Source organism: Thermaerobacillus caldiproteolyticus, from assembly GCF_015326725.1.
Taxonomy (GTDB): Bacteria; Bacillota; Bacilli; order Bacillales; family Anoxybacillaceae; genus Thermaerobacillus; species Thermaerobacillus caldiproteolyticus.
The window spans coordinates 1921469-1946580 of the sequence record NZ_CP064060.1 but is presented as its reverse complement, the minus strand read 5'-3'; the positions used below and the strand labels follow the sequence as shown (position 1 = coordinate 1946580).

Sequence of the window (25112 nt, the reverse complement as noted above, 5' to 3'; positions counted from 1 at the left end):
TTTCCGCGGTACCACCTTTTTTGGCTTTAACGGTATGAGTTGACCGTCGAAAGCCCGTCTTTGACCGATAACGCCGGTTTCGCGTTTAGGTTTTCCTAACAGCTCATGGGATAGGTTCAACCATCAAGAGGGTAATGAAACCTTCCAGCCTATGGGTCTCACTCTCTGATACCATTCATGGTTTACTGGTCCCACTCATCGCCAATTTGCAATCTTTAGTTTGTTTGCAATTATGCACTGAAAAAGGTAGTGTTGTCAATAGAAAGTTTCTTGATTTTCGCTAATTTTTCACGAATTATTCGAAAAAAATGACAAATGAAAGAAATCGGTGTAAACTGTAAAATACATATCGAAAAAAATGTTATTACGATATAATGCTAAAAGGAGAATCGACAAATGGAAAATGAAGATATTTATCGTTTCGTTGTCCCGACACCGTTTTCGGTCGGGAATGTGAACATGTATCTCATTAAAGGAGACAGTTTGACGCTTGTCGATGCCGGTGTGAAAACGGAAGAGGCGTGGCAATCATTCAAGAAACAATTGCATGAGCTCGGATATGAGCCGTCCGATATTGATCAAGTCATTGTAACGCACCATCATCCTGACCATGTCGGATTGCTCGATTATTTGCCTGAGGGAGTACCTGTGATTGGTCATGAAAAAGCGGATCGCTGGATTCGGCAAGATCCTGTCTTTTTTGATGAGCATCAGCGGTTTTTTGAGCAATTTTTTCTTGAATGTGGCGTGGAGCGTGCGTTTTTGGAAGAGATTCCGAATTGGCGCCGTTCTCTTCGCTATTCGTGCCGTCGTTCGCTGTCAGGAACGGTGAAAGAAGGAGATTCGCTTCCGGGACTGACGCATTGGAAAGTAATTGAAACGCCCGGCCATGCGCAAAGTCATATTGTGTTTTATCGAGAAACGGACGGATTGATGCTTGGTGGCGATCATTTGCTGCTGCATATTTCGCCCAATCCGATGTTAGAACCGCCTTTCGAAGGGGAAGCGGAGCGGCCGAAGCCATTATTACAGTACAATGCTTCGTTACTCAAAATGCGCAATTACGAGATTACAAGGGTAATGACTGGCCACGGGGAAGATGTACAAGATGTGAATTCACTCATTGAGAAACGGCTGGCGAAGCAACGAGAGCGCGCTGAACATGTGTTAGACATGCTAAAACAAGAGCCGCTCACCCCATTTCAAGTATGCCAACGACTTTTTCCAACCGCCTATGAACAAGAATTTATGTTAACGATGTCAGAAACAATTGGACAGCTTGATTATTTGGAGGACGTTGGGGCGGTCATAAAACAGAAAATCCAAAACCAATATGTATACGAGGCGGTGGAGGGATCGCATTGAGGCTAGAAGGGAAGCATATTGTCATTACCGGAGCGTCCAGCGGAATCGGGGAGCAAATTGCGTATGAGGTTGCCCGGCAAAAAGCGATTCCGATTTTGGTGGCGAGAAACAAAGAAAAGTTGGCAAATATGGCCAAACAGATTGAAACAGCATATCATGTTTCTTGCCGTTATTATTGCTTGGATGTGAGCGATATGGCGGCGGTGGAAACGGTGTTTCAGCAAATTTTTAACGATATTAAAACGATCGATGTGTTAGTGAACAATGCTGGATTTGGCGTGTTTAGAAACGTGGAAGAAATTGATTTGCAAGAGATGAAAGACATGTTTGAAGTCAATGTGTTCGGTTTAATTGCGTGTACGAAAATGGTGTACCCGCATATGATCAAACGAGGAAGCGGACATATTATCAACATCGCTTCACAAGCGGGAAAAATCGCGACACCAAAGTCAAGCGTGTATTCCGCTACTAAACATGCGGTGCTTGGATTTACGAACAGTCTGCGCATGGAAGCTGCACAACATGGAGTGTTTGTTACCACTGTAAATCCCGGGCCGATTCAAACCAACTTTTTTACGATTGCTGATGCGTCAGGAGATTATGTCAAAAACGTCGAAAGATGGATGCTTTCTCCTGAACATGTGGCTCGACGCGTCGTTGAAGTAATGATGACACCGACTCGTGAAGTGAATATGCCTATCTGGATGAATCTCGGCAGCAAAATGTACCAACTGTTTCCAACACTGGTTGAAAGGCTTGGCAAAAACGCCTTCTTCAAAAAATAAATCTCCTTGCGCACGGCAAGGAGATTTATTTTGTAAGATAATCATAAACGACATCGTGAACGATCTCATATAAATCTAGATTGGGCTGTTTTTGTTTTTCTAACATAATAGTCTGACAGAATTCGTACCATTCCGAGTTCGTAAGTGGAAAGGTCTCGATGTCATGACCATAATGAAGAAAACAGTTACGAATCAGTTTTTTGAGCCATTTTTCGTCCAAATGGTCCACTTCCTACTGTTGTAATGGGTTTGCGCGAACGACCGATTGAAAATTTCCTTTATGCAAGCCGTCACAGAACGGCATGTTTTGTGACAAACCACATCGGCATAAAGAAAATGTTTCTTTTGTTTCAAATTTATTGCCTTCTGCGTCGATTAATTCAACGTCACCTGTCACGCGAAATGAACCGTTGTCATTGACTTTAATTTGTACTTTCGCCATGTACATTGTCCTCCTTTATTCACTTATTCATTTTTGATAGTATAAATGGTGCGTATGTGAAATTCAATAAGCCATGACAAAATACGAAATAAAAGGGAGTAGACATCAACGTGAACATTGCATTTACAGATAAGGCAATCGAAAAACTGAAACCGATTTTAACAAGTACGAATAAACAGTTAAAATTAAAGTATGATACAGATGGTTGCGGATGCGTTGTCAGCGGGGTGACGGCGCTGTGGTTAGTCAAGCAAGCCGATGCAGACGATGTTGTCGTTGAGACGAATTACGTTCCGGTTTTGCTTGAAAAATCGCGCCTCGTATTTTTCGACGATGAAATGACGATCGATGTCGTTGAAGGAGCGGGATGCTTTCAGTTAAAAAGCCCAAGCCAAATTCTCAATCCGCGCATGTCGTTAGTAGAAATGAGTGAAAGCAATGAGTGATAAATTAAAACAAGTTGCCAATATTGCCAAACAGAAAACATGGGTATCGTTTTTGTACGGAAACGATCCATACAGTTTGCTTCATTGGTCGATTGCCGGCATATACCAAGAGCCAAAAGATGTATGGCTCTTGCAAGATGAGATGACATTTGAAACTAAAGAGTTTGCTACTCTTGATGAAGCGATTGAATGGATGGAAAAAAATATGAAAAACATTACGGAAATTCTATGATAAAACCGTAACCATTTTGGTTACGGTTTTTGTACATAAGGGTATTAAAAATTTCCTCTCTTCCTTGGATTGATCTACTTTTTTAAGGTACAGCGCAAACACTTGAACGGTCTGTTCTTCCATATATTCCTCGCACTCATATACTTTCTTTGGCGGCTCAAGCAAAATTTCCGCTGGACTTTGCATCATGCTCTCATTTCTCTTGACTATATACTAAGAGTTTGAAAATTATGTTATAATTAATTGCGGTATATTCGGAACATTATGTTGTTAAATTTTTGTAAGCGAATTCAAAATTGGTTATTTTATTCTTCTTTCACGTTAGGCATCGTTCGCATAATTGTCGCTTCCTGTTCATCCATTTGCTGTCCGCGCTCAAGACAAACTGTTTTGAATGATTTGTATTAAAGCTTCGATCTAAAAATTTCTTTTCTTAGGATAATAAATTTAATTAAAATGTTTAAAAACTTGGTTTCTTTTTTTTAGTTTTCTGACTATAATAATGAATGAGAACATTTTTTCATATTTAAATGAAATTTTGAAATATCATAATGAGATTGAACAAATATAACAGGGTGAAACTATGGAAAACAATAAATTATCACAAATCATTGAGGCGGCCAAGTTATATTACCAGCTTGATTACAATCAGCAGGACATTGCTAAAAAGTTGGGGATTTCTCGTCCCACAGTGTCCCGGTTGCTTCAGCAGGCAAAAAAGATGGGGATTGTCAAAATTGAAATTATAGATCCATCGGAAACGATGGAGGAATTGGCAGAACAATTGAAAGAAAAATATCAGCTAAAAAAGGCTTTTGTCGCTGCTGCATCACAAAATGAAGACGCGGCCGTTAAAACAGCGATAGGAAAACGAACGGCCGATTTTTTACATGAAATCGTAAGCGACGGTGACATCATCGGCGTGACGTGGGGGAGAACCCTTTACAATGTTGCGCTGGAATTAAAACATAAACCGGTCAAAGATGTCAAAGTGGTCCAATTAAAAGGAGGAGTAAGTCACTCCAAGATCAATACATATGTTTCGGAAATTGTTTATTTATTTGGGAAAGCGTTTGATACCATTCCACATCAACTACCTCTGCCGGCCATTGTCGATCATGTGGCGGTCAAAAAAGCGATCGAAGCAGATCGGCACATCCAAAAGTTGTTGGAATTAGGGAAAAGATCTAATATCGCCCTTTTTACAGTTGGAAGTGTGGACTTTAACTCTTTGCTGTTTCAATTAGGATATTTTAGTGATGAAGAATTGGAAATGCTGTCGAGGGAAGCGATAGGAGATATTTGTTCCCGATTTTTTGATAAAGATGGAAAAATTGTGAGTGAAAGTTTAAATAATCGAACAATCGGAATTGATTTAAGTGAATTGCAAAAGAAAGAGCATTCCATTCTTGTTGCTGGAGGAAAAAACAAAATTAAAGCGATTAAAGGAGCATTAAAAGGAAAATACGCCAATATTCTGATTACGGATCAATACACAGCCAGAGCATTGCTAGATGAAAAACATCAACTTGTATAATTGGACAAAATCACCCGTACTTAGTTTGTGCGGGTGGTTCATTTTTTAATGGGTATGCTAAGCGTTAGTTCTGAAAATACCGTTTCGAACATCACCAGATCGGTCGAAGTTCCAATTTCTTTCTTAGTGTCCGTTTTCGATTGGCCTGCCTTATCAAAATTTGAATGAAATTTTGATAAATTAATCAAGAAAAATAGTTTATTTTTTGACGGAATTAGAAAAATTAATGAAATAGTTTTACCTTTTTTCAAAAATATATTCACATTTGTTCAAACACCTGCTATAGTTATGGTGAACGCGATCGCGAATAAATCAAAAAAGGCTGGCAGCGACATGCAAAAGGTTTACTGATCCAGTGATCTGTTTGAAAGCGTTGTCACCGTTTCGTTTGGAGGGAAATGACATCATGAGATTTTTGTTTTTTGCCACTGGTTTGCTTCTTGTATTTATTTTGTCTTATCTTGTAAGTAATGACAAAAAGAATATTCGTTATCGGGCAATTTTATCTATGCTCGCCGTTCAAATCATTCTTACGTTTATATTGCTGAATACGAAAGCAGGTATTTTAATCATTAGTTTTATTTCAAAAATGTTTAATAAACTCATCGAGTTAGGCATAGACGGCGTGAACTTTGTTTTTGGTGGTTTGGAAAATAAAGGATCGTCCACGTTTTTCCTTAATGTTTTATTGCCTATTATTTTTATCTCGATCCTTATTGGAATATTGAATTACTTAAAAATATTGCCTCTTATTATTAAATACGTCGGTATGGCATTAAGCAAATTGAACGGAATGGGGAAATTGGAAAACTATATTGCTCTTTCATCCGCCGTATTAGGACAGTCGGAGGTTTTTTTGACAACCAAAAAACAAATCGGGCTAGTCTCGAAAAAGCGTCTTTATACTTTATGTACTTCTGCCATGAGTGCGGTCAGCATTGCCATCGTTGGTTCGTATATGACGATGCTTGAGCCAAAATATGTTGTCATTGCCATCATGCTGAATATCCTTTCTGCTTTAATCGTTGCTAATATTGTGAATCCTTACGAAGTCACGGATGAAGAAGATCTATTAATCGTAGAAGAAGATCATAAAATGAGCTTTTTCCAAATGATCGGCGAAAGCGTAATGGATGGATTGAAAGTCGCTGTGATTGTAGCGGCGATGTTAATAGGATTTATCGCTTTAATTAACCTTATTGATTATTTATTCACGATCATTTTCCATATTTCGTTCCAGACGATATTAGGATACATCTTTGCACCAATTGCCTTTTTAATGGGGATTCCTTGGGACGAAGCAGTCAAAGCAGGCAGCATTATGGCGACAAAATTAGTGACCAATGAATTTGTTGCGATGTTGAATTTTAAAGATATCGCTGGAACATTATCCGAGAAAACTGTTGGAATTGTATCTGTATTTCTTGTGAGTTTTGCTAATTTTAGCTCCATCGGGATTATCACAGGCTCCGTCAAAGCTCTTGATACAAAACAGGGAGATGTCGTAGCCAAATTCGGTATGAAACTTTTATATGGTTCAACACTCGCTTCGATGTTATCGGCAACGATTATGGGATTATTTTTATAAAACCGTTTTGTTTGTATCCTGCCATATTCGAGTTCGTTCGGCATGGAAGTTTTATATTTACACATTCATCTAATGGGAGGCACCTCTTTATGCGAATGGTCGATTTAATTGAAAAAAAACGCGATGGGAAAGAACTAACAAAAGAAGAAATAGATTTTATGATAAAAGGTTACACTGATGGTACCATCCCTGATTATCAAATGTCCGCCTTCGCGATGGCCGTATTTTTCAATGGAATGACACCTGATGAAATCGCGAACTTAACGATGGCAATGGTCGAATCCGGAGATCAGGTCGACTTGTCGGCCATAGAGGGAATAAAAGTGGATAAACACAGCACTGGAGGAGTAGGGGACACCACTACTTTAGTGTTGGCACCGTTAGTGGCATCATTGGGGGTTCCCGTTGCCAAAATGTCCGGACGCGGTCTTGGCCATACGGGAGGAACATTAGATAAACTTGAATCTATTCCTGGTTTTCATATTGAAATCAGCGAGCAAGAATTTTTTGATTTAGTCAATAAAAATAAAGTTGCAGTAATTGGACAGACAGGCAATTTGACTCCTGCGGATAAAAAACTATACGGATTACGGGATGTTACCGCTACCGTCAATTCCATTCCTCTTATCGCAAGTTCGATCATGAGCAAAAAAAATTGCTGCAGGCGCTGATGCGATTGTGCTGGATGTTAAGGTAGGAAGCGGAGCATTTATGAAAGATCTAGATTCCGCACGAAAATTGGCGAAAACAATGGTGGAAATCGGAAATAATGTGAATAGAAAGACAATGGCTGTTATATCCAATATGGACCAGCCTCTCGGATATGCGGTCGGCAACGCTCTAGAAGTAAAAGAAGCGATCGACACATTAAAAGGGCAAGGACCTGAAGACCTGTACGATCTATGTTTAACATTGGGCAGTCAAATGGTTGTATTGGCTAATAAAGCAAAAACGATTGATGAAGCAAGACAAATGCTAGAAGAATCCATTCGAAGCGGAAAAGCGCTCGAAAAATTTAAAACTTTTGTAGCAGCTCAAGGGGGCGACCCATCCGTTATTGATGATCCATCCAAATTGCCGTCTGCAAAATTCACGTTCGAAGTACCGGCAAAAGAAGACGGTTATGTTTCAAAAATTGTTGCAGAAAGTATTGGAACAGCCGCTATGCTTTTAGGAGCAGGAAGAGCCACAAAAGAATCAACGATTGATTTAAGTGTCGGTCTCGTGCTGCGGAAAAAAATCGGTGATAAAGTGGAAAAAGGCGAATCACTTGTAACTATTCACAGCAATACTGAATCAGTCGATGAAATCGTGAACCGGATTTATCACGCTTATACGATATCAAAAGAATTTGTAAAACCTGCTACGCTTATATATGACGAAATAACCGAATAAAAGACAAGGAGTTGACATAAATTGTTAAGAGAAAAAGCGAGAATGATTGATCACACTCTTTTAAAACCGGAAGCTACAAAAGAACAAATTGTAAAGCTTGCCGAAGAAGCCAAGGCCTATCATTTTGCTTCTGTTTGCGTTAATCCAACATGGGTTAAAACCGCTTATGAGATATTAAAAGATACGGATGTGAAAGTGTGTACGGTCATTGGTTTCCCTCTTGGGGCAACGACACCGGAAGTAAAAGCCTTTGAAACAAAAAATGCGATTGAAAATGGCGCGAGCGAAGTTGATATGGTTATTAATATCGGAGCCCTAAAAAGCGGGAATGATGAATTAGTCGAAAAGGATATTCGTGCCGTAGTAGAAGCTGCTAAAGGAAAGGCTTTGGTCAAAGTCATTATTGAAGCATGCCTTCTTACTGATGAAGAAAAAGTTCGTGCTTGTCAGTTAGCAGTGAAAGCTGGTGCAGATTTTGTCAAAACTTCGACAGGTTTTTCAACAGGAGGGGCTACTGTCGAAGACGTTGCATTAATGAGAAAGACAGTTGGACCAAACTTTGGCGTTAAAGCTTCTGGCGGAATTAGAACCGCAGATGATTTGTTGGCAATGGAGAAAGCAGGGGCCAACCGTATCGGGGCAAGCGCAGGTGTTCAAATTATAAATGGGGAAACAAGCACATCCAGCTATTAAAATTATTCATTGAGTGAGCAAATGGAAGCAGAATCATGATTGAAATGACAACTTCAAACAGAAGGGTCGGAACGAAATGGATAAAAATCAATTAATCAATGAAGCACTTTCCGGAAGAGAAAAAGCTTATGTTCCTTATTCCCGCTTTCAGGTAGGAGCAGCTATTTTAACAAAAGAAGGAAAAATTTATAAAGGGTGCAACATAGAAAATGCTTCTTATGGACTAACCAACTGCGCTGAACGCACTGCCATTTTTAAGGCCGTATCAGAAGGACAAAAAGAATTCGCCATGATGGCTATCGTTGCTGATACCGATGGTCCGGTATCTCCATGCGGAGCCTGCCGGCAGGTGATCGCGGAATTTTGTGACCCTGATATGCCCATCATTTTAGCTAATCTGAAGGGGAACATTCAAGAAACAACCGTTAAGGAATTACTTCCATTTGCCTTTTCATCCAAAGACATATAAGAAAAAACTGGACTGACCTACTTTTTTGCAATCAAACCCCTAAGCTGCCTGTTTCCTGAGTTTTACAGGAGACGGGCAGTTTCATTTTTGCTGAATTCGTATTGGATGATCATCATGAAAATCACCTTGTACCGTTTGTTTTACAATAGAGTTAATGAGATTTTACTTTTCTTGTGAATCGAATCATGAAATGCTTCGATGTTCCCATAAGAAAAACACCTCCAAACATTGATTTAGCTATACGTTCGATTCTGGAGGTGTTTTTCCTAGTTTCATTTTATGGGGCATTTCACCTTATTGAGGAGAGTTTTGTCTTTTCGTAGGATGGGCCGCTTTTTCCAATTCTTCTTTTGCGATGACCGGATTGACTGTATCGGCATTCGGTTTGCCTTTTTGTCCGCGATTTTTCGCCATAATGCTTAATCTCCTTTACATATTTGGATTTTTGCTATTATCATGAAGAAAAAATCATGTTTTTATTCATGGAGGGAATATCGTTGCAAAAACGTAAACAACAACCCGAAATGCAAAATAACGATAAAATGACATTAATGGATCACTTAAACGCTGATTTGTTTGCACAGCTCAAGGCGAAAAAGAAAGAGTTAGAAGCAGAACAACAGCGGAAAAAAGAAGAGGAAGAAGCGCGTAAACGCGAAGAGAAGCGGCGGCGCGAGGAACAAAAAACGTTTGAAGAGCTATTCAATGAAAGCAACTTAGATTGGCGGAAGTTTAAATAATCGAGATAGCCGCTGAATAAACAGCGGCTTGATCTGTTTTTATCGATGCAGTTCATAAATAGAAGATTTCGTATGTTGTTTTAACCATTCGTATTCTTCGGCTGTTAAGCTTGGAGAAGAAGCGGCCTCAACATTTTCAGCTAATTGCTCTACGCTGCTTGCGCCCGGAATCACTGCAGCGACAACCGGGTCGTATAAGCAAAATTGCAGTGCTGTCGCTGTAAACGAGCGGTTTTTGGCAGCTCGTTCTTTTAATGTTGGAAGAAGCGTCTTTAACTCCTCATATGTATAGTCAAGATAGCCGTTTTCTTTGATTGGATTGCTTGCGGCTTCTAACGGTCGTTCGGTAAGTAATCCTTTAGCGACAGGACCGCGGGCGATCACGCTAATTTGATGTTCGCGCAAAAGCGGAAACAACTCTTCCGGACGGCGGTCTAAAAGGCTATATTGCATCATGACGCTGACGATATTGGAACGTTTTACATATTCGCGAATAACATTGGGGCGAATGGAAGAAATACCGTAATAGCGAATGACTCCTTCTTGTTTTAACTCCTCAAATGCTTCAATCGTTTCATCAATCGGATCATCGATCGTTCCGCCGTGCAGCTGGTATAAATCAATGTAATCGGTTTGCAGGCGGCGTAAGCTTTCTTTGACTTCCTTTTTAATGTACGCTTTCGACGGGTCCCAAAACCATCCATCTTTTCCTTCTTCCCAACGATTTCCAACCTTTGTAGCAACGATGACTTGGTCGCGCTTTCCTTTGATTGCCTTGCCGACAAATTCCTCGTTCAAGCCGCGGTCGTAAAGGTCAGCGGTGTCTAGATAGTTAATGCCGCGTTCTAGTGCTTCATGAATGATGCGAATCGCTTTGTTTTCTTCTGTTCCGAGTGACATGCAGCCGAGCCCGATTTCGCTGACATATAAATCGGACGAACCGATGCGCCGTTTCTTCATTATTTTTTCCTCCTTGAAAAAAATGTTTTTAAAAACTAAGAAAGGATAAATTTTAAAGGATAACTACCAGAGCAAGCGCCTAGATCTCTTGTGCCAAATAACTTTCCTTCTTCAAATCTGCGGGGGAAGAAGCATTTGCCCATGGAGGGAGCCAGGATGGCGGCATTTCGCTGGTTGCTCACAAGACATGGGCAGTTTTTAGGCGGAATTAGGGCGCTTTTGCTTTTCTTAATTTTACAACGAAATGTAAAATTGTCTCAAACAATGTAGTACAATAAAGAGGAATTAATGTAGATGGGAGAGAGATGAATGGAACATTTAATCGAAAAAACGTTAGCGAAAGAAAAGATTTTTAGCGGCAAAATCATTGAAGTGTATGTCGAGGATGTGCAGTTGCCGAACGGAAAAACGAGCAAGCGGGAAGTTGTGAAGCATCCGGGGGCGGTGGCGGTCATTCCTGTAACGAATGAAGGAAAAGTCGTGCTTGTGCGCCAATATCGAAAAGCGATGGAGCGCGTATTAGTTGAAATTCCAGCGGGAAAATTAGAAAAAGGGGAAGAACCGCTGGCGACCGCACATCGAGAACTAGAGGAAGAAACAGGATATCGATGCGGCGCAATGCGTCATGTTGTTTCGTTTTATACCTCACCAGGTTTTGCTGATGAATTGATCCATTTGTATGTAGCGGAACAGTTAACGAAAGTCGAGAACGCGGCATCGCTGGATGAAGACGAATTTGTTGATGTATTAGAAGTGACGTTAGAGGAGGCATTGGCATTGCTAGAGAGACAGGAGATTTATGACGCAAAAACCGCCTATGCACTGCAATATTTACAACTGCAACGAGCGTTAGGAGCAAAGCATGAATAACTATTATGTTGATTTACATATTCATATTGGTCGCACCGCTTCAGGCAGACCAGTAAAAATTACGGGAGCGAAAACATTGACACTTGCAAATATTTTACGGGAAGCTTCCGAAGTAAAAGGATTGGATGTCATCGGCGTTATCGACTGTCATGTGCCGGAAGTTCTGGATGAGTTGGAGCATGTAATGGCGGCCCAAGGATGGACAGAGCATCGGGAGGGAGGCGTTTTCGCTGACAATGTGACGCTCATATTGGGAAGCGAAATCGAAGTATATGATGAGCATTGTCAAGGACCGATTCACGCGCTTGCGTTTTTGCCTACCATAGAGGCGATGCGCGCTTTTTCCGCATGGCTGCATAAGCGTGTCAAAAATATTTCGCTCAGTTCGCAACGAATGTACGGGACAGGACGCGAGCTGCAAGCGATAGTGAAGCAATTGGGTGGGTTATTTGTGCCGGCCCACGCCTTTACGCCGTTTAAAAGCCTATATGGAAAAGGTGTGAAGAAAAGCCTAACCGAAGTGTTTGACCCCGACTTCATCGATGCGATTGAATTAGGATTAAGTGCTGATACCGCGATGGCTGACCAAATTGCCGAATTGCATCGCTATCCGTATTTATCTAATTCAGATGCTCATTCGCTTCGCAAAATGGCGCGGGAATATCAAATGATGCGCATGGATGCTCCGACGTTTATGGAGCTAAAAAAAGCACTACAACACGAGAATGGACGCGCGATCATCGCAAATTACGGATTGAACCCGCGACTTGGAAAATATCATCGAACCACGTGTGAAAATTGTTTTTATCCAGTTCAGCCAAATGATGAGCGCTGTCCGGCATGCGGACATCACAAACAAATTAAGGGGGTGTTTGACCGCCTGCAAGAGCTCAAAACGAGCGATAGAGCCCCGCGCAGGCCTCCTTATATTTATCAAGTACCGCTTGAGTTTATTCCGGGACTTGGGACGAAAACGTATAAAAAATTGCTCGCCCACTTCGGCATGGAAATGTATGTATTGCACAAGGCATCAGAGGAGGAGCTAACAGAAGTCGTCGGAGAAAAGATTGCGAAACTCATTGTTCTTGCGCGGCGCGGCGAGCTCTTGATTCATGCGGGCGGCGGCGGAAAATATGGAAAAATCGCTTCTGAATAAGGAGCGATTTTTTTGTTTATGTCACCACTATCATCACTCATTCAAACGGCTTTTTTCTCTCTTTTCTCGTAAATGTGTCATAGATGCAATATTCTTTCATACAATCTACTAAGAGCATGATAGGAGGACGGAAAAGATGAGAAGACAGCCATTATTGAAATCAGCGCTTGCGTCGCATATGCGTGAACATGCTTCGATTTATTTATTTATCATTGTTTTATTTTTAATGGGTGTCATTTTTGGAGCGGTTGTTGTCAATAGTTTAAATTTTAGTCAAAAACAAGACCTATACTACTACTTGATGCAATTTTTTGGACAAGTATCAAAAGGAAATCTCGCCAGTGCCTATGATATGTTTCAACAAAGTTATTTTCATAACTTGAAATACGTAGGACTAATGTGGGTGTTAGGCATTTCGATTATTGGACTACCGATTATTTTAATCTTATTGTTTTTAAAGGGGATTGTTATCGGGTTTACGGTCGGATTTCTTGTTAATCAAATGGGATGGCAAGGATTTGTATTATCGTTTGTTTCGGTCATGCCCCAAAACTTCATTATTATCCCTGCTTTTATTATCATGGGAGTGGCTTCCGTTACATTTTCGTTAAAAATGGTGCGTAACCAATTTATGAAGCGAACGCATGAACCAATTTTTCCAATGATTATGCGCTATGCTTTGGTGATGGTGATAATCAGCGTTTCTTTACTCGCCTCCGCGTCCTTAGAAGCGTATGTATCTCCAGTATTTATGAAACAAGTCATTCAAATGGTTAATCACTGATAATTATTATCATTTAGTAACCATTTTATTTATTTTCTAATAATGATTTTACTTTGATACTTCCCTCTGTCTTTTGTTATAATGGTAGTTGAATGACGAGGGGAGGGAATAAACATGGAAGATCGAGTAGAAAGAATCAAAAAACTATTGCATACCGCTGGCTATAAATTGACACCGCAACGCGAGGCGACGGTGCGAGTCCTTTTAGAACATGAGGAAGATCATTTAAGTGCGGAAGATGTCTACCTCCTCGTTAAAGAAAAGTCTCCGGAAATCGGGTTAGCGACGGTCTATCGGACACTTGAGTTATTAACGGAGTTAAAAATCGTCGATAAAATTAATTTTGGGGATGGTGTATCGCGATATGACCTTCGACAAGAAGGAGCAGCCCATTTCCATCATCATTTAGTTTGTATTGAATGTGGATCGGTAGCGGAAATTCAAGAAGATTTGTTAGAGGAAGTAGAAGCGATTGTCGAGCGGGATTGGAAGTTTAAAATTAAAGATCATCGGCTAACATTTCATGGAATTTGTTACCGTTGTCAAGAAAAAAAGGATCAACAAGAGAAATAAAAAAACCTTTTCCAACGGGAAAGGTTTTTTTATGTATAAAATGAAAAAATTATGGCATATCCTCATACTAAGTACGTATCGTTAACGGACGGAGGAGAGCCGATGGTGAAAACATTATGGCAAGCGATTAAAGTGTTTCTTTTATTTACGGGCTGTACGATTTTATTTTATTATAGTATTATATGGATCAATAAAGAGTACGAGAACTATCATCGTTACGATGAGCCACAAGGATCAGCGATAAAAGTATCTACGGTAGAAGAGCCGCAAAATGAATGGCTTGATAGGTTACTATTTTTTTATCGCGATGGGGAGTAGAGAGCGTTGGAACATGAGATGAAAGATTTTCTTCATTATTTAACAGTGGAACGGAATTTGGCGAAAAATACGATTGTTTCGTATGAGCGCGATTTGAAAAAGTATGCCCATTACTTAATCCATGTTGAACAAGTTTGCTCGTGGAACGAAGTGTCACGCCTTCACATTATGCAATTTTTAAAGTTTTTAAAAGAAAAAGGAAGTTCCGCGAAAACGATCGCAAGGCATATTGCATCGATTCGCTCGTTTCATCAATTTCTTCTTCGTGAAAAAGTGACGGAACAAGATCCTTCCGTTCATATTGAATCACCGCAAATGGAGCGGACGTTGCCCAAAGTTCTATCAATGGAAGAAGTCGAGGCGCTGTTGGAGACGCCGAAAACGAATACGCCGTTTGGCATTCGCGATAAGGCGATGCTTGAGCTGTTGTACGCAACGGGCATGCGCGTCAGCGAGCTCGTTCATCTCAATGTAGCTGATGTACATTTGACGATGGGATTTGTCCGCTGTTACGGAAAAGGAAATAAGGAGCGAATTGTCCCGATCGGTAGCATGGCGCTAGACGCATTAAAGACGTATATCGAAACGGCGCGCCCGAAACTCATCGATCCGAAAAAGCGAGCGACCGATGCCTTGTTTTTAAACCATCATGGTGAACGCTTAACACGGCAAGGTTTTTGGAAAATTTTAAAAAAGTTAGCGAAGGAAGCCAACATTGAGAAAGAGCTAACACCGCATACGTTACGTCATTCGTTCGCAACCCATTTGCTAGAAAACGGCGCCGATTTACGCGCTGTGCAGGAACTATTGGGACATGCCGATATTTCCACGACGCAAATTTATACACATGTCACAAAAACGCGCTTAAAAGATGTGTATAAGATGTACCATCCACGCGCGTAATTCTGTTTCATCGTTTTTGAGGGAAAAGTCCGCTGTTCAAGAAAGGAGCGGGCTTTTTTTGACAAAGTAAGTTCTTTGTTGCTTCTTACTATGAAACCGTTTTATAATGAGGTTGTCAGACTTCTGACCAATGAATCATTTGCGTGTTTCCATGAAAGTTCGGGAATGATAGTAGGAGACATGACTTTTAAAATGGCAGGAGGAATTTACGTGAATCATACATATAAACGTGTGTTTTTAATTGTGATGGATTCGGTCGGAATTGGTGAAGCGCCAGATGCCGAAAAGTATAACGATAAAGGGGCAGATACGCTCGGACATATTGCTGAATATCGCGGTGGCTTGAACATGCCGAATATGGCGAAGCTTGGTTTAAGCAACATTCGCGAAATTAAGGGGATTCCAAAAGCGAAACAACCGCTTGCCTATTATACGAAAATGCAGGAAGCTTCTGCTGGAAAAGATACGATGACCGGACATTGGGAGATTATGGGGCTCAGAATCGATACGCCATTCCAAGTGTTTCCGAACGGTTTTCCGAAAGAACTTATCGATGAACTCGAAAAAAGAACAGGCAGAAAAGTGATTGGGAACAAACCAGCGAGCGGTACAGCGATTATCGAGGAGCTTGGAAAAGAGCATATGGAAACGGGGGCCCTTATTGTCTATACATCGGCGGACTCCGTATTACAAATTGCCGCTCATGAGGATGTTGTTCCGCTTGACGAGTTATACAGCATTTGTAAAATCGCTCGCGAGCTGACATTAGACGAAAAATATATGGTCGGTCGCGTCATTGCTCGCCCGTTCATTGGAAAGCCTGGTCAGTTTCAACGTACGGCAAACCGTCATGACTATGCGTTAAAACCGTTCGGTCGCACCGTGATGAACGAGTTAAAAGATGCCGGCTATGAAGTGATTGCGATCGGGAAAATTTCCGATATTTACGATAATGAAGGCGTAACGACATCGTTGCGGACAAAGTCGAATATGGATGGCATGGATAAACTTGTCGATACATTGCGTATGGATTTTACTGGTCTTAGCTTTGTAAATCTTGTTGATTTTGACGCACTTTACGGCCACCGCCGTGATCCAAAAGGATACGGCGATGCGTTGGAGGAATTTGATGCTCGCCTTCCTGAAGTGTTTGAATTGTTAAAAGACGATGATTTGCTGATCATTACTGCTGACCATGGGAATGACCCAGTGCATCATGGAACGGACCATACGCGCGAATATGTGCCGCTTCTTGTGTATAGTCCAAGCATGAACGGGGGAAATGAGTTACCGATTAGAAAAACGTTCGCTGATATCGGTGCGACGATTGCCGATAATTTCCGCGTGACGATGCCGCCACATGGCACAAGTTTTTTAGCGGATTTGAATAGGGAGGAGTATCAATGAATAAGCAAGCGATTGACAAAGCAGCGACGTATTTACAAGAAAAGTTTCCGACACCTCCTCAGATTGGCTTGATTCTTGGATCTGGACTGGGGGTGTTGGCGGAGGAAATTGAACAAGCGATCAAAATCCCATATGAACAAATTCCGGAATTTCCGGTTTCGACAGTGGAGGGGCATGCCGGTCAGCTTGTCTACGGTCAGCTTCAAGGAGCGACTGTCGTGGCGATGCAAGGTCGCTTCCATTACTATGAAGGGTATAGCTTTGATAAAGTAACGTTTCCGGTGCGCGTTATGAAAGCGCTAGGGGTCGAACAACTCATCGTGACCAATGCGGCTGGGGGAGTGAATGAACGCTTTCAACCGGGAGATTTAATGATTATTACCGATCATATTAATAACATGGGTAGCAATCCGCTCATCGGTCCAAATGATCCTGATTTAGGAGTACGTTTTCCTGATATGACCGAGGCCTACAGCAAGCGGTTACGGCAGCTTGCGAAAGACGTAGCTGATCGTTTAAACATTCGAGTGCAAGAAGGCGTTTATGTCGCCAATACCGGTCCGTCATATGAAACACCGGCGGAAATCCGCATGATTCGCACGATCGGCGGTGACGCTGTTGGAATGTCGACCGTGCCAGAAGTAATTGTGGCGCGGCATGCACAGATGGAAGTATTGGGGATTTCCTGCATTTCCAATATGGCGGCAGGGATTTTAGATCAACCGCTTACCCATGATGAGGTCATCGAAACGACGGAAAAAGTAAAAGCGGACTTTTTGCGTCTTATAAAAGCAATCGTGGCGGAAATGGCGAAAAAATAGAAAAAAGGTGATAGCATATGAGAATGGTTGATTTGATTGCGAAAAAACGCGATGGTTACGCACTTACAAACGAAGAAATTCAATTTATTATTAATGGGTATACAAATGGCGATATTCCTGATTATCAAATGAGCGCGTTTGCGATGGCTGTTTTTTTCCAAGGGATGACCGAAGAAGAAACAACTGCGCTGACGATGGCGATGGTTCATTCCGGAGATGTGATTGACTTATCGAAAATTAACGGCATTAAAGTTGATAAACATTCCACAGGCGGTGTCGGGGATACGACAACGCTCGTACTCGGTCCACTTGTTGCTTCCGTTGGTGTGCCGGTCGCAAAAATGTCGGGGCGCGGGCTTGGTCATACAGGAGGTACGATTGATAAATTAGAGTCGGTGCCGGGATTTCATGTGGAAATCGATAACGATGAATTTATTCAGTTAGTGAATAAAAACAAAATTGCTGTGATCGGGCAAACGGGGAACTTAACACCGGCTGATAAAAAGCTGTATGCTCTTCGTGATGTAACTGCAACGGTCAACAGCATTCCGCTTATCGCTTCCTCGATCATGAGCAAAAAAATTGCCGCAGGCGCTGATGCGATTGTTCTCGATGTCAAAACAGGTGCCGGGGCATTTATGAAAGAGTTAGACGGAGCGAGACAATTAGCGAAAGCGATGGTGGAAATCGGGAAACGTGTCGGGCGGAAAACGATGGCGATTATTTCCGATATGAGTCAACCGCTTGGATACGCCATCGGCAATTCGTTAGAAGTGAAAGAAGCGATCGATACGTTAAAAGGACAAGGTCCAGATGATTTAGAAGAATTATGCTTAACATTAGGTAGCCATATGGTGTATTTAGCGGAAAAAGCGTCTTCATTAGAAGAAGCGCGCGCCATGTTAGAAAAAGCAATCAGAGACGGCGATGCACTTGAAACGTTCAAAACATTTTTACGCGCTCAGGGAGGCGATGCGTCGGTTGTGGACGATCCTTCGAAATTGCCGCAAGCGAAGTATCAGTTTGAGTTAGAAGCAAGAGAAGATGGTTATGTAGAGGAAATCGTTGCCGATGAAGTCGGAACGGCGGCAATGCTTCTTGGAGCGGGACGGGCAACAAAAGAATCGACGATCGATTTAGCAGTTGGTTTAGTATTGCGGAAAAAAGTCGGTGATGAAGTGAAAAAAGGAGAGTCGCTCGTGACCATTTACAGCAATACTGAACATGTCGATGAAGTCAAACAAAAGCTAATCAACAGCATCCGCATCTCACCGAACCGAGTCACACGACCAACGCTAATTTATGATAAAATTTCGTAACAAAGAGGCTGATAGCAGCCTCTTTTTTTTATGGTCAAAATCCAATGAATTTATTTCATCTATTGTATAAAAATATATCATTTGGAAAAAATGGCATGTATAAAGAATGGAGGTTTGGGAGATGAAGAGATTATTCATTCGTTTATTTGTGCTTACATTTGCCTTTGCGCTTACGATTTCTGTCAATGTGCATGCGGAGGAAAAAGCCAAAAACGTTGACCTTGTTACGAGTGCTCGGTCAGCCGTTCTCATTGAGCGCGATACAGGAACGATTTTGTATGAAAAAAACGCGCATGAAAAACTATCGCCGGCAAGTATGACAAAAATTATGACAATGTTACTAATCATGGAAGCGATTGATAAAGGGGAACTCACCTTCAATGAAAAGGTGCGTACCAGTGAATATGCGGCTTCGATGGGGGGATCGCAAATTTTTCTAGAACCCGGCGAGGAAATGACCGTCGATGAGTTGTTGCGCGGTATTGCGATTGGTTCTGGAAACGATGCCTCGGTTGCTATGGCGGAGCGAATTGCCGGGTCTGAGGAAGCATTTGTGGACATGATGAACAAAAAAGCAAAGGAACTAGGATTAAAGGACACATCATTTAAAAACGCAACCGGCTTGCCAGCTCAGGGGCATTACAGTACCGCCTATGATATGGCGATGATGGCAAGAGAATTACTGAAATATGACAAAATTACAAAGTACACTGGAAAATATGAAGATTATTTGCGGGAAAATACGGACAAAAAATTTTGGCTTGTTAATACGAATCGACTTGTAAAGTTTTATCCGGGAGTGGACGGGCTGAAAACAGGATTTACTAATGAAGCAAAATACTGCCTAACTGCTACGGCGAAAAAAGATGGCATGCGCGTCATTGCTGTTATTTTTGGTGCTCCGACGTCAAAAGAGCGCAATGCCCAAATTACGAAAATGCTAGATTATGCGTTTAGCCAATATAAAACCCATCCGGTCTACAAGCGAAATGCAGTCATTACCAATGTCAAAGTAAGTAAAGGGAAGAGAAAAGAAGTTGAACTAGTGACGGCTGAACCAATCTCTGTTTTAACGAAAAAAGGAGCGTCCGTCGATCAAATTAAAAAAATTATTAAAGTGAAAGAAAACGTTAAGGCACCGATTCGAAGAGGGGACGAGCTCGGAACACTGATTTTAAAACAAGACGGTAAAGAGCTGTTGAAACGTCCGCTTGTGGCGAAAGAAAATGTAGCCGAGGCAAGCTGGTGGGATTTATTTAAGCGGACGTTACAATCATTTACGAAATCAGCGTAAGTGCTGTCAGTTTTTGTAGCCTGATTTCTACTTTTAGCGAATCGTCACTAGTTTTGTCACGAAGCAGGACTTCCAGCGCTTTTTAGCGAAACATTTCCCTATCCGAATGACAAGAGGGGGAAAGTGCAGTGAGTCTTGTAATGGACTTTGAAGTGAGACATGATGTATTGCTCATTCGACTTTCAGGAGAGTTAGATCACCATACTGCTGAAGAACTTCGTGCAAAAGTGACCGATATGATTGAAAAAGAACAAATTCGCCATATCGTGTTAAATTTAGAACATTTAACATTTATGGATAGCTCTGGCCTAGGTGTCGTTTTAGGGCGGTATAAGCAAATTAAAAACCTCGGCGGAGAAATGATCGTTTGCTCGATTTCTCCGACGGTGAAACGCTTGTTTGAAATGTCAGGACTGTTCAAAATTATCCGCCTTGAAAGCGATGAACAATTCGCATTAAAGACATTGGGGGTGGCGTAATGAGAAACGAAATGCACCTCCAATTTTCCGCACTCAGTCAAAATGAGTCATTTGCTCGTGTTACGGTTGCTGCTTTTGTCGCTCAGCTCGATCCGACAATGGATGAGCTAACTGAGATTAAAACGGTGGTGTCCGAGGCGGTGACAAATGCAATCATTCACGGCTATAACAATGACCCAAACGGTGTTGTGTACATTTCTGTCGTCATTGATGATGGAGTTGTCCAGATGACGATTCGAGATGAAGGTGTAGGAATTGCCAACATTGAGGAAGCACGTCAACCATTATTTACAACAAAGCCTGAATTAGAACGATCAGGAATGGGCTTTACGATTATGGAAAATTTCATGGACGAAGTTGTTGTTCATTCCGAAGTGAATAAAGGAACAACGATTCATTTAACGAAATACTTAACTAAGAGCAAAGCGCTATGTAATTAAGGGAGACATGCCTATGGATGTCGATGTCAAGCAAGATCAGACTCAGGTGAAAGATCATGAAATGAAGGAGCTTATCCGCCGTAGCCAAGAAGGGGACCAAGAAGCGCGAGATGAAATTATTGAAAAAAATATGCGGCTTGTATGGTCGGTTGTGCAACGGTTTCTCAATAGAGGCTATGAACCGGATGACTTATTCCAAATTGGCTGCATTGGTTTGTTAAAGTCTGTCGATAAATTTGACTTATCGTACGATGTAAAATTTTCCACGTATGCAGTGCCGATGATTATTGGTGAGATTCAGCGGTTTATCCGTGATGATGGAACAGTAAAAGTGAGCCGTTCACTAAAAGAAATGGGAAATAAAATTCGCAAAGCCAAAGACGAATTATCAAAAAAATACGGCCGCGTTCCGACTGTAACGGAAATTGCCGCCTATTTAGAGATTTCCCCTGAAGAGGTCGTTCTTGCTCAAGAAGCAAGTCGCTCGCCTACTTCCATTCATGAAACGGTCTACGAAAACGATGGCGACCCGATTACGCTTCTTGATCAAATTGCCGATCAAAATGATATATCATGGTTTGATAAAATCGCGTTAAAAAAAGCGATGGAAGAACTTGATGAACGGGAGCGGCTTATTGTGTATCTGCGCTATTACAAGGACCAAACGCAATCAGAAGTGGCATCTAGATTAGGCATCTCTCAAGTGCAAGTATCGCGGTTAGAAAAAAAGATTTTACAACAAATGAAAGAGAGAATGGATGGATAGCATCCATTCTTTTTTATTTTTATGAAACTATTGGTAATCCTTTGATGTCCGTATGATTGCTTTTTTGTCCAAACATACTAAAGAAAAGCGGAGGGCGCTGGTTTATCTTTATTGGTAAAACTCGCTGGTGGGTCCTCGAGGAGGTTGTTGTCGCCGCAGCGGGATTGAAGCGCCGCGATCCGATAGCGCCCTAGAGCTAGACAGTAAGAAAAGCGGAATTGGTCCGATTTCGCCTAAATACTGCCTACGTCCTGTAGGCAAGAGGCGAAATGTCACCATTCTAGCTCCCCTGAAGCCAAATGGTCTTCAACTTGCAGAGGTGCTTGTCACTTCAAGCGGAAGGGGGATTAGGCAAAAGAGAGCTAGATAATCCGAAAAGTGGAGTCATACAGTTTGGATTAAATGAAATTTTTGTCTTACATAAAAACTAACAGGCAGGATGTGATGCAGATGGAAAAAACCGTCTTTGTCAAATTGCGCCATCGCGTTCAAGTAAAACCAAATGCGACCGTCTCAATCGGGGACATTTCCCAACTTATAGGAAATGACCGTCACACGATTGAACGATTAAAAGAGATTCCTTTATATCGAATTCAACCGAGTGACAAAAATATTGTCATCCTTGATGTGATGCGAGTCGTCGATGCTATTGTTCACACGGATGCGTCTTTAGAGGTGCAAACGATTGGTCCTGCGCAAACGATTATCGAAGTCATCTATAAAAAGCGGAAATTTTCACTTGTTTATTTTTTGCTTGTCTGGTTGCTTCTTTTTATCGGCTCAGGAATGGCAATTATGAATTTTCACGAGGATGTCAGCATGCAGCAAGTGCACCAACGTCTTTATACGATGATTACTGGTGAGAAGATCGATAAGCCATTGTTGCTTCAAATCCCGTATTCACTTGGGTTAGGAATAGGGATGATTTTATTTTTTAATCATGTGTTTCGCAAGCGGATTAACGAAGAGCCTAGCCCCCTAGAAGTCGAGATGTTCAACTATCAACAATCGCTGGATCAGTACGTCATTTTACATGAAAACAAAGAGAGTATGAGGAGAATTGCCGACGATTGAAGCTATTTTTGTCATATTTATCGGCTTTGCAGGAGGGCTAGCAGTCGGAACAGGTTTTATCGCCTTTTTAGTTGTTCTTGGCGTCATCCCCCGCCTAACACAACTGACAAAAACAATGAAGTGGATTCACGCCTACGAATGGAGTGCTGTATTGGGGGCAGTCGTCGGCGGTTGGATGAGTTTGCGCAATTCCGTTTTATATACCTCGAAATATTGGCTTATTCCGATTGGGTTATTTCATGGTGTGTTTATTGGAATGTTAGCAGCCGCATTAACAGAAGTATTAAATGTATGGCCGATCTTAGCCAAACGGATCGGTGTCGCTGATAAAATCGTCGTTTTATTAATGGCCATTGTGTTTGGAAAAGTGTTTGGCTCGTTATTTCATTGGATTTATTTTATTGATCATTAATGATCAAGGAGGGATGCACGATGAAGTTAAAGGAAAACTACCAGCAAGCAGTCAAGGTGTTTCAGCCTAAACCGCCATATGTTTTGAATGGGATAAAAGCGTTTTTCATCGGTGGTTTGCTTTGTTTAGCAGGAGAGGCGTTGCAAAAAGGGTATGTTTTCTTATTTGATATGTCGTTACTAGAGGCTCAGCATCTTATGCTCCTTACCTTCATTTTTCTTGCTATTGTACTTACAGGTATAGGGATATACGACAGTTTTAGTCAATTTGCTGGTGCAGGGGCAACGATTCTCATCACAGGTTTTGCGAATGCTTTAGCTAGTGCAGCTCTGGAGCATCGAAGTGAAGGATGGATCACAGGAGTGGCGAATCATATGTTTAAAATTGGCGGCGCTGTTATTGTCTACGGGATCGTTGTGGCCTATCTCTTTGGAACGATTCATTTGATTTTTTAATGTGAAAGAGGGAGTTCCGATGAGGCTTGCCGGAAAACAAACATGGGTGTTTGAAAATGACGTCTATATTCAAGCAACTGGAACGGTAGTTGGTCCATTTGAAGCGGAGGGACCGCTCGGTTCTCAATTTGATGTAACCTATCGTGATTTGTATTGTGGTGGAAAAACATGGGAACTGGCAGAGCGTCGCTTAATGAAAGAAGCGATTGACATTTGCTTGCAAAAAGCAAACGTAACGGCCGATAATGTTGACTTTTTTTTAGCAGGGGATTTGTTAAATCAAAATGTGACGTCCAATTATACCGCTCGTGACATTCCCGTTCCATTTTTATGTATGTTTGGTGCCTGTTCCACCTCGATGGAAACACTGGCGGTAGGAGCGGCATTAGTAGATGGAGAATTTGCACGAACGGTCTTGACAGCGACAAGCAGCCATAATGCGACGGCAGAAAGGCAGTTTCGCTACCCGACAGAGTTAGGCGTTCAAAAACCGAAGACGGCCACATTTACAGTTACAGGAGGAGCTGCTGCACTGATAGGTCGTGAAAAAAGTTTATTTCGTATTTCTGCTGCAACAATTGGGAGAGTGATCGATGCCGGAATGAAAAATCCATTAGACATGGGCTCAGCGATGGCTCCCGCCGCTGCCGCTACCATTGAGCAACATTTTTTAGATTTAGGTGCTTCCCCAGATGATTACGATTTAATTGTGACTGGCGATTTATCGAAGGTAGGCAGCGTCATTGTAAAGGAACTGCTTAGCGAATCAGGCTATGATGTAGCAACTAATTACAATGATTGCGGTTTGATGATTTACCGACCTACTCAAGGAGTACTTGCTGGAGGCAGCGGGTGCGCTTGCTGCGCCGTGGTGACATACGCCCACTTATTAAAAGAAATGCAGCAAGGGAGATTTCAAAAAATATTGGTCGTTGCAACAGGAGCGCTTTTAAGTCCAACAATGATTCAGCAAAAACAATCAATTCCAGCGATTGCCCACGGAGTAGTCATTGAAGCGGTAAGGGGGTAAAAAAGCATGGATTATTGGATGGCGTTTTTGATCGGCGGTATGATTTGTGGAATCGCTCAACTAGTTATGGACATCGGGAAATTTTCACAAATTCATGTGATGAGTGGGCTTGTAATTGCTGGGGTCATTCTCGGAAGCATCGGTGCATATGATTCTCTTATCGACATCGCTGGAGCCGGCGCATTATTACCCATTAGCGGATTTGGCTACTTATTGATTAAAGGAATACTGTCTTACAAGATGGAAAATGGGTGGATGAGTATTGGATCCGGTATCTTCCAATTGGCGGGACTAGAGCTTTCGTTTACTATCGTTCTTTCCTTTTTCATCGCACTGATTTGTAAGCCGAAAGGATAATC

Annotated in this window: 31 protein-coding genes, 1 pseudogene and 1 other annotated feature (1 of these 33 cut by a window edge); of the genes and pseudogenes, 28 read left to right on the top strand and 4 right to left on the bottom strand. The window is 41.7% G+C overall.

Annotated elements, in window-relative coordinates:
* Positions 1 to 208: a binding site (T-box leader), on the bottom strand; it reaches 22 nt to the left of the window's first position.
* A gap of 188 nt (positions 209 to 396) precedes the next feature.
* Together ISX45_RS09710 and ISX45_RS09705 are read left to right on the top strand one after the other, a co-directional pair.
* Positions 397 to 1365 (top strand): MBL fold metallo-hydrolase, encoded by a 969-nt coding sequence (locus ISX45_RS09710; protein WP_181554297.1) that lies wholly within the window; start codon positions 397 to 399, stop codon positions 1363 to 1365.
* Positions 1356 to 2150, top strand: a complete 795-nt coding sequence (locus tag ISX45_RS09705) for an SDR family NAD(P)-dependent oxidoreductase (protein WP_309505598.1) — start codon at positions 1356 to 1358, stop codon at positions 2148 to 2150. The genes ISX45_RS09710 and ISX45_RS09705 overlap by 10 nt, the downstream gene beginning before the upstream one ends.
* Before the next feature lie 25 nt (positions 2151 to 2175).
* Here ISX45_RS09705 and ISX45_RS09700 read toward each other — a convergent pair whose 3' ends face one another.
* The gene (locus ISX45_RS09700; RefSeq protein WP_228485529.1) at positions 2176 to 2379 is read right to left on the bottom strand and encodes a YqzH family protein; all 204 of its coding nucleotides are present in this window, start codon (positions 2377 to 2379) and stop codon (positions 2176 to 2178) included.
* A gap of 3 nt (positions 2380 to 2382) precedes the next feature.
* Positions 2383 to 2592, bottom strand: coding sequence for a CDGSH iron-sulfur domain-containing protein (locus ISX45_RS09695; protein WP_194518853.1), 210 nt, complete (start codon positions 2590 to 2592; stop codon positions 2383 to 2385).
* 110 nt (positions 2593 to 2702) lie between these two features.
* On the opposite strand from ISX45_RS09695, the gene ISX45_RS09690 reads away from it, so the two are divergent.
* Both ISX45_RS09690 and ISX45_RS09685 read left to right on the top strand, forming a co-directional pair.
* Positions 2703 to 3038, top strand: a complete 336-nt coding sequence (locus ISX45_RS09690; protein WP_181554293.1) for an iron-sulfur cluster biosynthesis family protein — start codon at positions 2703 to 2705, stop codon at positions 3036 to 3038.
* Entirely contained in the window at positions 3031 to 3270 is a 240-nt protein-coding gene (locus ISX45_RS09685) for a DUF2552 family protein (RefSeq protein ID WP_181554292.1), read from the top strand. Before ISX45_RS09690 ends, ISX45_RS09685 begins: the two co-directional genes overlap by 8 nt.
* On the opposite strand, the gene ISX45_RS09680 is transcribed toward ISX45_RS09685, so the two are convergent.
* Positions 3265 to 3459, bottom strand: a complete 195-nt coding sequence (locus ISX45_RS09680; RefSeq protein ID WP_194518852.1) for a hypothetical protein — start codon at positions 3457 to 3459, stop codon at positions 3265 to 3267. The two genes, ISX45_RS09685 and ISX45_RS09680, sit on opposite strands and share 6 nt — an antisense overlap.
* Positions 3460 to 3853: 394 nt before the next feature.
* Between ISX45_RS09680 and ISX45_RS09675 the strand changes: the two genes are divergently transcribed.
* The 6 genes and pseudogenes from ISX45_RS09675 to ISX45_RS09650 all read left to right on the top strand — a co-directional run bounded on the left by ISX45_RS09675 (position 3854) and on the right by ISX45_RS09650 (position 9692).
* Positions 3854 to 4807: a DNA-binding transcriptional repressor DeoR gene (locus tag ISX45_RS09675; RefSeq protein ID WP_181554291.1), complete on the top strand. Its 954-nt coding sequence runs from the start codon at positions 3854 to 3856 to the stop codon at positions 4805 to 4807.
* 406 nt (positions 4808 to 5213) lie between these two features.
* Positions 5214 to 6395 carry a NupC/NupG family nucleoside CNT transporter gene (locus ISX45_RS09670; protein WP_181554290.1) on the top strand — a complete coding sequence of 394 codons (1182 nt, stop codon included), beginning with the start codon at positions 5214 to 5216 and terminating at the stop codon, positions 6393 to 6395.
* 89 nt (positions 6396 to 6484) lie between these two features.
* Positions 6485 to 7790 (top strand): annotated as a pseudogene (locus tag ISX45_RS09665) (pyrimidine-nucleoside phosphorylase).
* A gap of 42 nt (positions 7791 to 7832) precedes the next feature.
* Positions 7833 to 8483 (top strand): deoxyribose-phosphate aldolase, encoded by a 651-nt coding sequence (gene deoC, locus ISX45_RS09660; protein WP_181554844.1) that lies wholly within the window; start codon positions 7833 to 7835, stop codon positions 8481 to 8483.
* 76 nt (positions 8484 to 8559) lie between these two features.
* Entirely contained in the window at positions 8560 to 8952 is a 393-nt protein-coding gene (locus tag ISX45_RS09655) for a cytidine deaminase (RefSeq protein WP_194518851.1), read from the top strand.
* A gap of 524 nt (positions 8953 to 9476) precedes the next feature.
* On the top strand, positions 9477 to 9692 hold the full coding sequence (locus tag ISX45_RS09650; RefSeq protein WP_228485722.1) for a YqkE family protein: 216 nt from the start codon (positions 9477 to 9479) through the stop codon (positions 9690 to 9692).
* Positions 9693 to 9731: 39 nt separating this feature from the next.
* Here the strand turns inward: ISX45_RS09650 and ISX45_RS09645 are convergent, their stop codons facing one another.
* Positions 9732 to 10652, bottom strand: coding sequence for an aldo/keto reductase (locus ISX45_RS09645; RefSeq protein WP_181554287.1), 921 nt, complete (start codon positions 10650 to 10652; stop codon positions 9732 to 9734).
* Positions 10653 to 10961: 309 nt separating this feature from the next.
* Between ISX45_RS09645 and ISX45_RS09640 the strand changes: the two genes are divergently transcribed.
* The 18 genes from ISX45_RS09640 to ISX45_RS09555 all read left to right on the top strand — a co-directional run bounded on the left by ISX45_RS09640 (position 10962) and on the right by ISX45_RS09555 (position 25110).
* On the top strand, positions 10962 to 11522 hold the full coding sequence (locus tag ISX45_RS09640; protein WP_194518850.1) for an NUDIX domain-containing protein: 561 nt from the start codon (positions 10962 to 10964) through the stop codon (positions 11520 to 11522).
* The gene (locus ISX45_RS09635; RefSeq protein WP_194518849.1) at positions 11515 to 12678 is read left to right on the top strand and encodes an endonuclease Q family protein; all 1164 of its coding nucleotides are present in this window, start codon (positions 11515 to 11517) and stop codon (positions 12676 to 12678) included. The genes ISX45_RS09640 and ISX45_RS09635 overlap by 8 nt, the downstream gene beginning before the upstream one ends.
* Positions 12679 to 12814: 136 nt before the next feature.
* Positions 12815 to 13462 (top strand): stage II sporulation protein M, encoded by a 648-nt coding sequence (gene spoIIM, locus ISX45_RS09630; RefSeq protein WP_181554284.1) that lies wholly within the window; start codon positions 12815 to 12817, stop codon positions 13460 to 13462.
* 114 nt (positions 13463 to 13576) lie between these two features.
* Complete coding sequence (gene fur / locus ISX45_RS09625) at positions 13577 to 14035, top strand: ferric iron uptake transcriptional regulator (RefSeq protein ID WP_181554283.1); 459 nt, start codon at positions 13577 to 13579, stop codon at positions 14033 to 14035.
* 105 nt (positions 14036 to 14140) lie between these two features.
* On the top strand, positions 14141 to 14353 hold the full coding sequence (locus ISX45_RS09620; protein ID WP_181554842.1) for a YqzK family protein: 213 nt from the start codon (positions 14141 to 14143) through the stop codon (positions 14351 to 14353).
* A gap of 6 nt (positions 14354 to 14359) precedes the next feature.
* A complete protein-coding gene (gene xerD, locus ISX45_RS09615; RefSeq protein ID WP_181554282.1) occupies positions 14360 to 15256 on the top strand; it encodes a site-specific tyrosine recombinase XerD in 897 nt (298 codons plus the stop codon).
* A 210-nt stretch (positions 15257 to 15466) separates the two neighbouring features.
* Entirely contained in the window at positions 15467 to 16663 is a 1197-nt protein-coding gene (gene deoB / locus ISX45_RS09610) for a phosphopentomutase (protein ID WP_194518848.1), read from the top strand.
* Positions 16660 to 17484 carry a purine-nucleoside phosphorylase gene (locus ISX45_RS09605; RefSeq protein WP_194518847.1) on the top strand — a complete coding sequence of 275 codons (825 nt, stop codon included), beginning with the start codon at positions 16660 to 16662 and terminating at the stop codon, positions 17482 to 17484. Before deoB ends, ISX45_RS09605 begins: the two co-directional genes overlap by 4 nt.
* Before the next feature lie 17 nt (positions 17485 to 17501).
* Positions 17502 to 18803 carry a pyrimidine-nucleoside phosphorylase gene (locus ISX45_RS09600; protein WP_194518846.1) on the top strand — a complete coding sequence of 434 codons (1302 nt, stop codon included), beginning with the start codon at positions 17502 to 17504 and terminating at the stop codon, positions 18801 to 18803.
* A 121-nt stretch (positions 18804 to 18924) separates the two neighbouring features.
* Positions 18925 to 20097, top strand: coding sequence for a D-alanyl-D-alanine carboxypeptidase family protein (locus ISX45_RS09595; RefSeq protein WP_194518845.1), 1173 nt, complete (start codon positions 18925 to 18927; stop codon positions 20095 to 20097).
* 140 nt (positions 20098 to 20237) lie between these two features.
* Positions 20238 to 20576: an anti-sigma F factor antagonist gene (spoIIAA, locus tag ISX45_RS09590; RefSeq protein WP_220129365.1), complete on the top strand. Its 339-nt coding sequence runs from the start codon at positions 20238 to 20240 to the stop codon at positions 20574 to 20576.
* The gene (spoIIAB, locus tag ISX45_RS09585) at positions 20576 to 21016 is read left to right on the top strand and encodes an anti-sigma F factor (protein ID WP_194518844.1); all 441 of its coding nucleotides are present in this window, start codon (positions 20576 to 20578) and stop codon (positions 21014 to 21016) included. Before spoIIAA ends, spoIIAB begins: the two co-directional genes overlap by 1 nt.
* Positions 21017 to 21029: 13 nt before the next feature.
* The gene (gene sigF, locus ISX45_RS09580; RefSeq protein WP_181554275.1) at positions 21030 to 21782 is read left to right on the top strand and encodes an RNA polymerase sporulation sigma factor SigF; all 753 of its coding nucleotides are present in this window, start codon (positions 21030 to 21032) and stop codon (positions 21780 to 21782) included.
* 450 nt (positions 21783 to 22232) lie between these two features.
* Complete coding sequence (locus ISX45_RS09575; protein WP_181554274.1) at positions 22233 to 22856, top strand: stage V sporulation protein AA; 624 nt, start codon at positions 22233 to 22235, stop codon at positions 22854 to 22856.
* On the top strand, positions 22843 to 23268 hold the full coding sequence (locus ISX45_RS09570) for a stage V sporulation protein AB (protein WP_181554273.1): 426 nt from the start codon (positions 22843 to 22845) through the stop codon (positions 23266 to 23268). Before ISX45_RS09575 ends, ISX45_RS09570 begins: the two co-directional genes overlap by 14 nt.
* A 20-nt stretch (positions 23269 to 23288) precedes the next feature.
* Positions 23289 to 23723: a stage V sporulation protein AC gene (gene spoVAC / locus ISX45_RS09565; protein WP_194518843.1), complete on the top strand. Its 435-nt coding sequence runs from the start codon at positions 23289 to 23291 to the stop codon at positions 23721 to 23723.
* 19 nt (positions 23724 to 23742) lie between these two features.
* A complete protein-coding gene (gene spoVAD, locus ISX45_RS09560; protein ID WP_194518842.1) occupies positions 23743 to 24753 on the top strand; it encodes a stage V sporulation protein AD in 1011 nt (336 codons plus the stop codon).
* Between the two features lie 6 nt (positions 24754 to 24759).
* Positions 24760 to 25110, top strand: coding sequence for a SpoVA/SpoVAEb family sporulation membrane protein (locus ISX45_RS09555; RefSeq protein WP_181554270.1), 351 nt, complete (start codon positions 24760 to 24762; stop codon positions 25108 to 25110).
* Positions 25111 to 25112 lie beyond the last annotated feature (2 nt).

What these genes read in the sequence shown, in the direction of transcription:
- ISX45_RS09695 (WP_194518853.1), bottom strand. Translation starts at nt 2,592, where the DNA reads ATGGCGAAAGTACAAATTAAAGTCAATGACAACGGTTCATTTCGCGTG.
- ISX45_RS09675 (WP_181554291.1), top strand. Translation starts at nt 3,854, where the DNA reads ATGGAAAACAATAAATTATCACAAATCATTGAGGCGGCCAAGTTATAT.
- ISX45_RS09640 (WP_194518850.1), top strand. Translation starts at nt 10,962, where the DNA reads ATGGAACATTTAATCGAAAAAACGTTAGCGAAAGAAAAGATTTTTAGC.
- ISX45_RS09635 (WP_194518849.1), top strand. Translation starts at nt 11,515, where the DNA reads ATGAATAACTATTATGTTGATTTACATATTCATATTGGTCGCACCGCT.
- fur (WP_181554283.1), top strand. Translation starts at nt 13,577, where the DNA reads ATGGAAGATCGAGTAGAAAGAATCAAAAAACTATTGCATACCGCTGGC.
- ISX45_RS09645 (WP_181554287.1), bottom strand. Translation starts at nt 10,652, where the DNA reads ATGAAGAAACGGCGCATCGGTTCGTCCGATTTATATGTCAGCGAAATC.
- ISX45_RS09655 (WP_194518851.1), top strand. Translation starts at nt 8,560, where the DNA reads ATGGATAAAAATCAATTAATCAATGAAGCACTTTCCGGAAGAGAAAAA.
- spoVAC (WP_194518843.1), top strand. Translation starts at nt 23,289, where the DNA reads ATGAAGTTAAAGGAAAACTACCAGCAAGCAGTCAAGGTGTTTCAGCCT.
- ISX45_RS09555 (WP_181554270.1), top strand. Translation starts at nt 24,760, where the DNA reads ATGGATTATTGGATGGCGTTTTTGATCGGCGGTATGATTTGTGGAATC.
- sigF (WP_181554275.1), top strand. Translation starts at nt 21,030, where the DNA reads ATGGATGTCGATGTCAAGCAAGATCAGACTCAGGTGAAAGATCATGAA.
- spoIIAA (WP_220129365.1), top strand. Translation starts at nt 20,238, where the DNA reads ATGGACTTTGAAGTGAGACATGATGTATTGCTCATTCGACTTTCAGGA.
- ISX45_RS09600 (WP_194518846.1), top strand. Translation starts at nt 17,502, where the DNA reads ATGAGAATGGTTGATTTGATTGCGAAAAAACGCGATGGTTACGCACTT.
- ISX45_RS09605 (WP_194518847.1), top strand. Translation starts at nt 16,660, where the DNA reads ATGAATAAGCAAGCGATTGACAAAGCAGCGACGTATTTACAAGAAAAG.
- spoIIM (WP_181554284.1), top strand. Translation starts at nt 12,815, where the DNA reads ATGAGAAGACAGCCATTATTGAAATCAGCGCTTGCGTCGCATATGCGT.
- ISX45_RS09685 (WP_181554292.1), top strand. Translation starts at nt 3,031, where the DNA reads ATGAGTGATAAATTAAAACAAGTTGCCAATATTGCCAAACAGAAAACA.
- ISX45_RS09680 (WP_194518852.1), bottom strand. Translation starts at nt 3,459, where the DNA reads ATGATGCAAAGTCCAGCGGAAATTTTGCTTGAGCCGCCAAAGAAAGTA.
- ISX45_RS09670 (WP_181554290.1), top strand. Translation starts at nt 5,214, where the DNA reads ATGAGATTTTTGTTTTTTGCCACTGGTTTGCTTCTTGTATTTATTTTG.
- spoIIAB (WP_194518844.1), top strand. Translation starts at nt 20,576, where the DNA reads ATGAGAAACGAAATGCACCTCCAATTTTCCGCACTCAGTCAAAATGAG.
- ISX45_RS09650 (WP_228485722.1), top strand. Translation starts at nt 9,477, where the DNA reads ATGCAAAATAACGATAAAATGACATTAATGGATCACTTAAACGCTGAT.
- deoC (WP_181554844.1), top strand. Translation starts at nt 7,833, where the DNA reads ATGATTGATCACACTCTTTTAAAACCGGAAGCTACAAAAGAACAAATT.
- ISX45_RS09710 (WP_181554297.1), top strand. Translation starts at nt 397, where the DNA reads ATGGAAAATGAAGATATTTATCGTTTCGTTGTCCCGACACCGTTTTCG.
- ISX45_RS09575 (WP_181554274.1), top strand. Translation starts at nt 22,233, where the DNA reads ATGGAAAAAACCGTCTTTGTCAAATTGCGCCATCGCGTTCAAGTAAAA.
- spoVAD (WP_194518842.1), top strand. Translation starts at nt 23,743, where the DNA reads ATGAGGCTTGCCGGAAAACAAACATGGGTGTTTGAAAATGACGTCTAT.
- ISX45_RS09595 (WP_194518845.1), top strand. Translation starts at nt 18,925, where the DNA reads ATGAAGAGATTATTCATTCGTTTATTTGTGCTTACATTTGCCTTTGCG.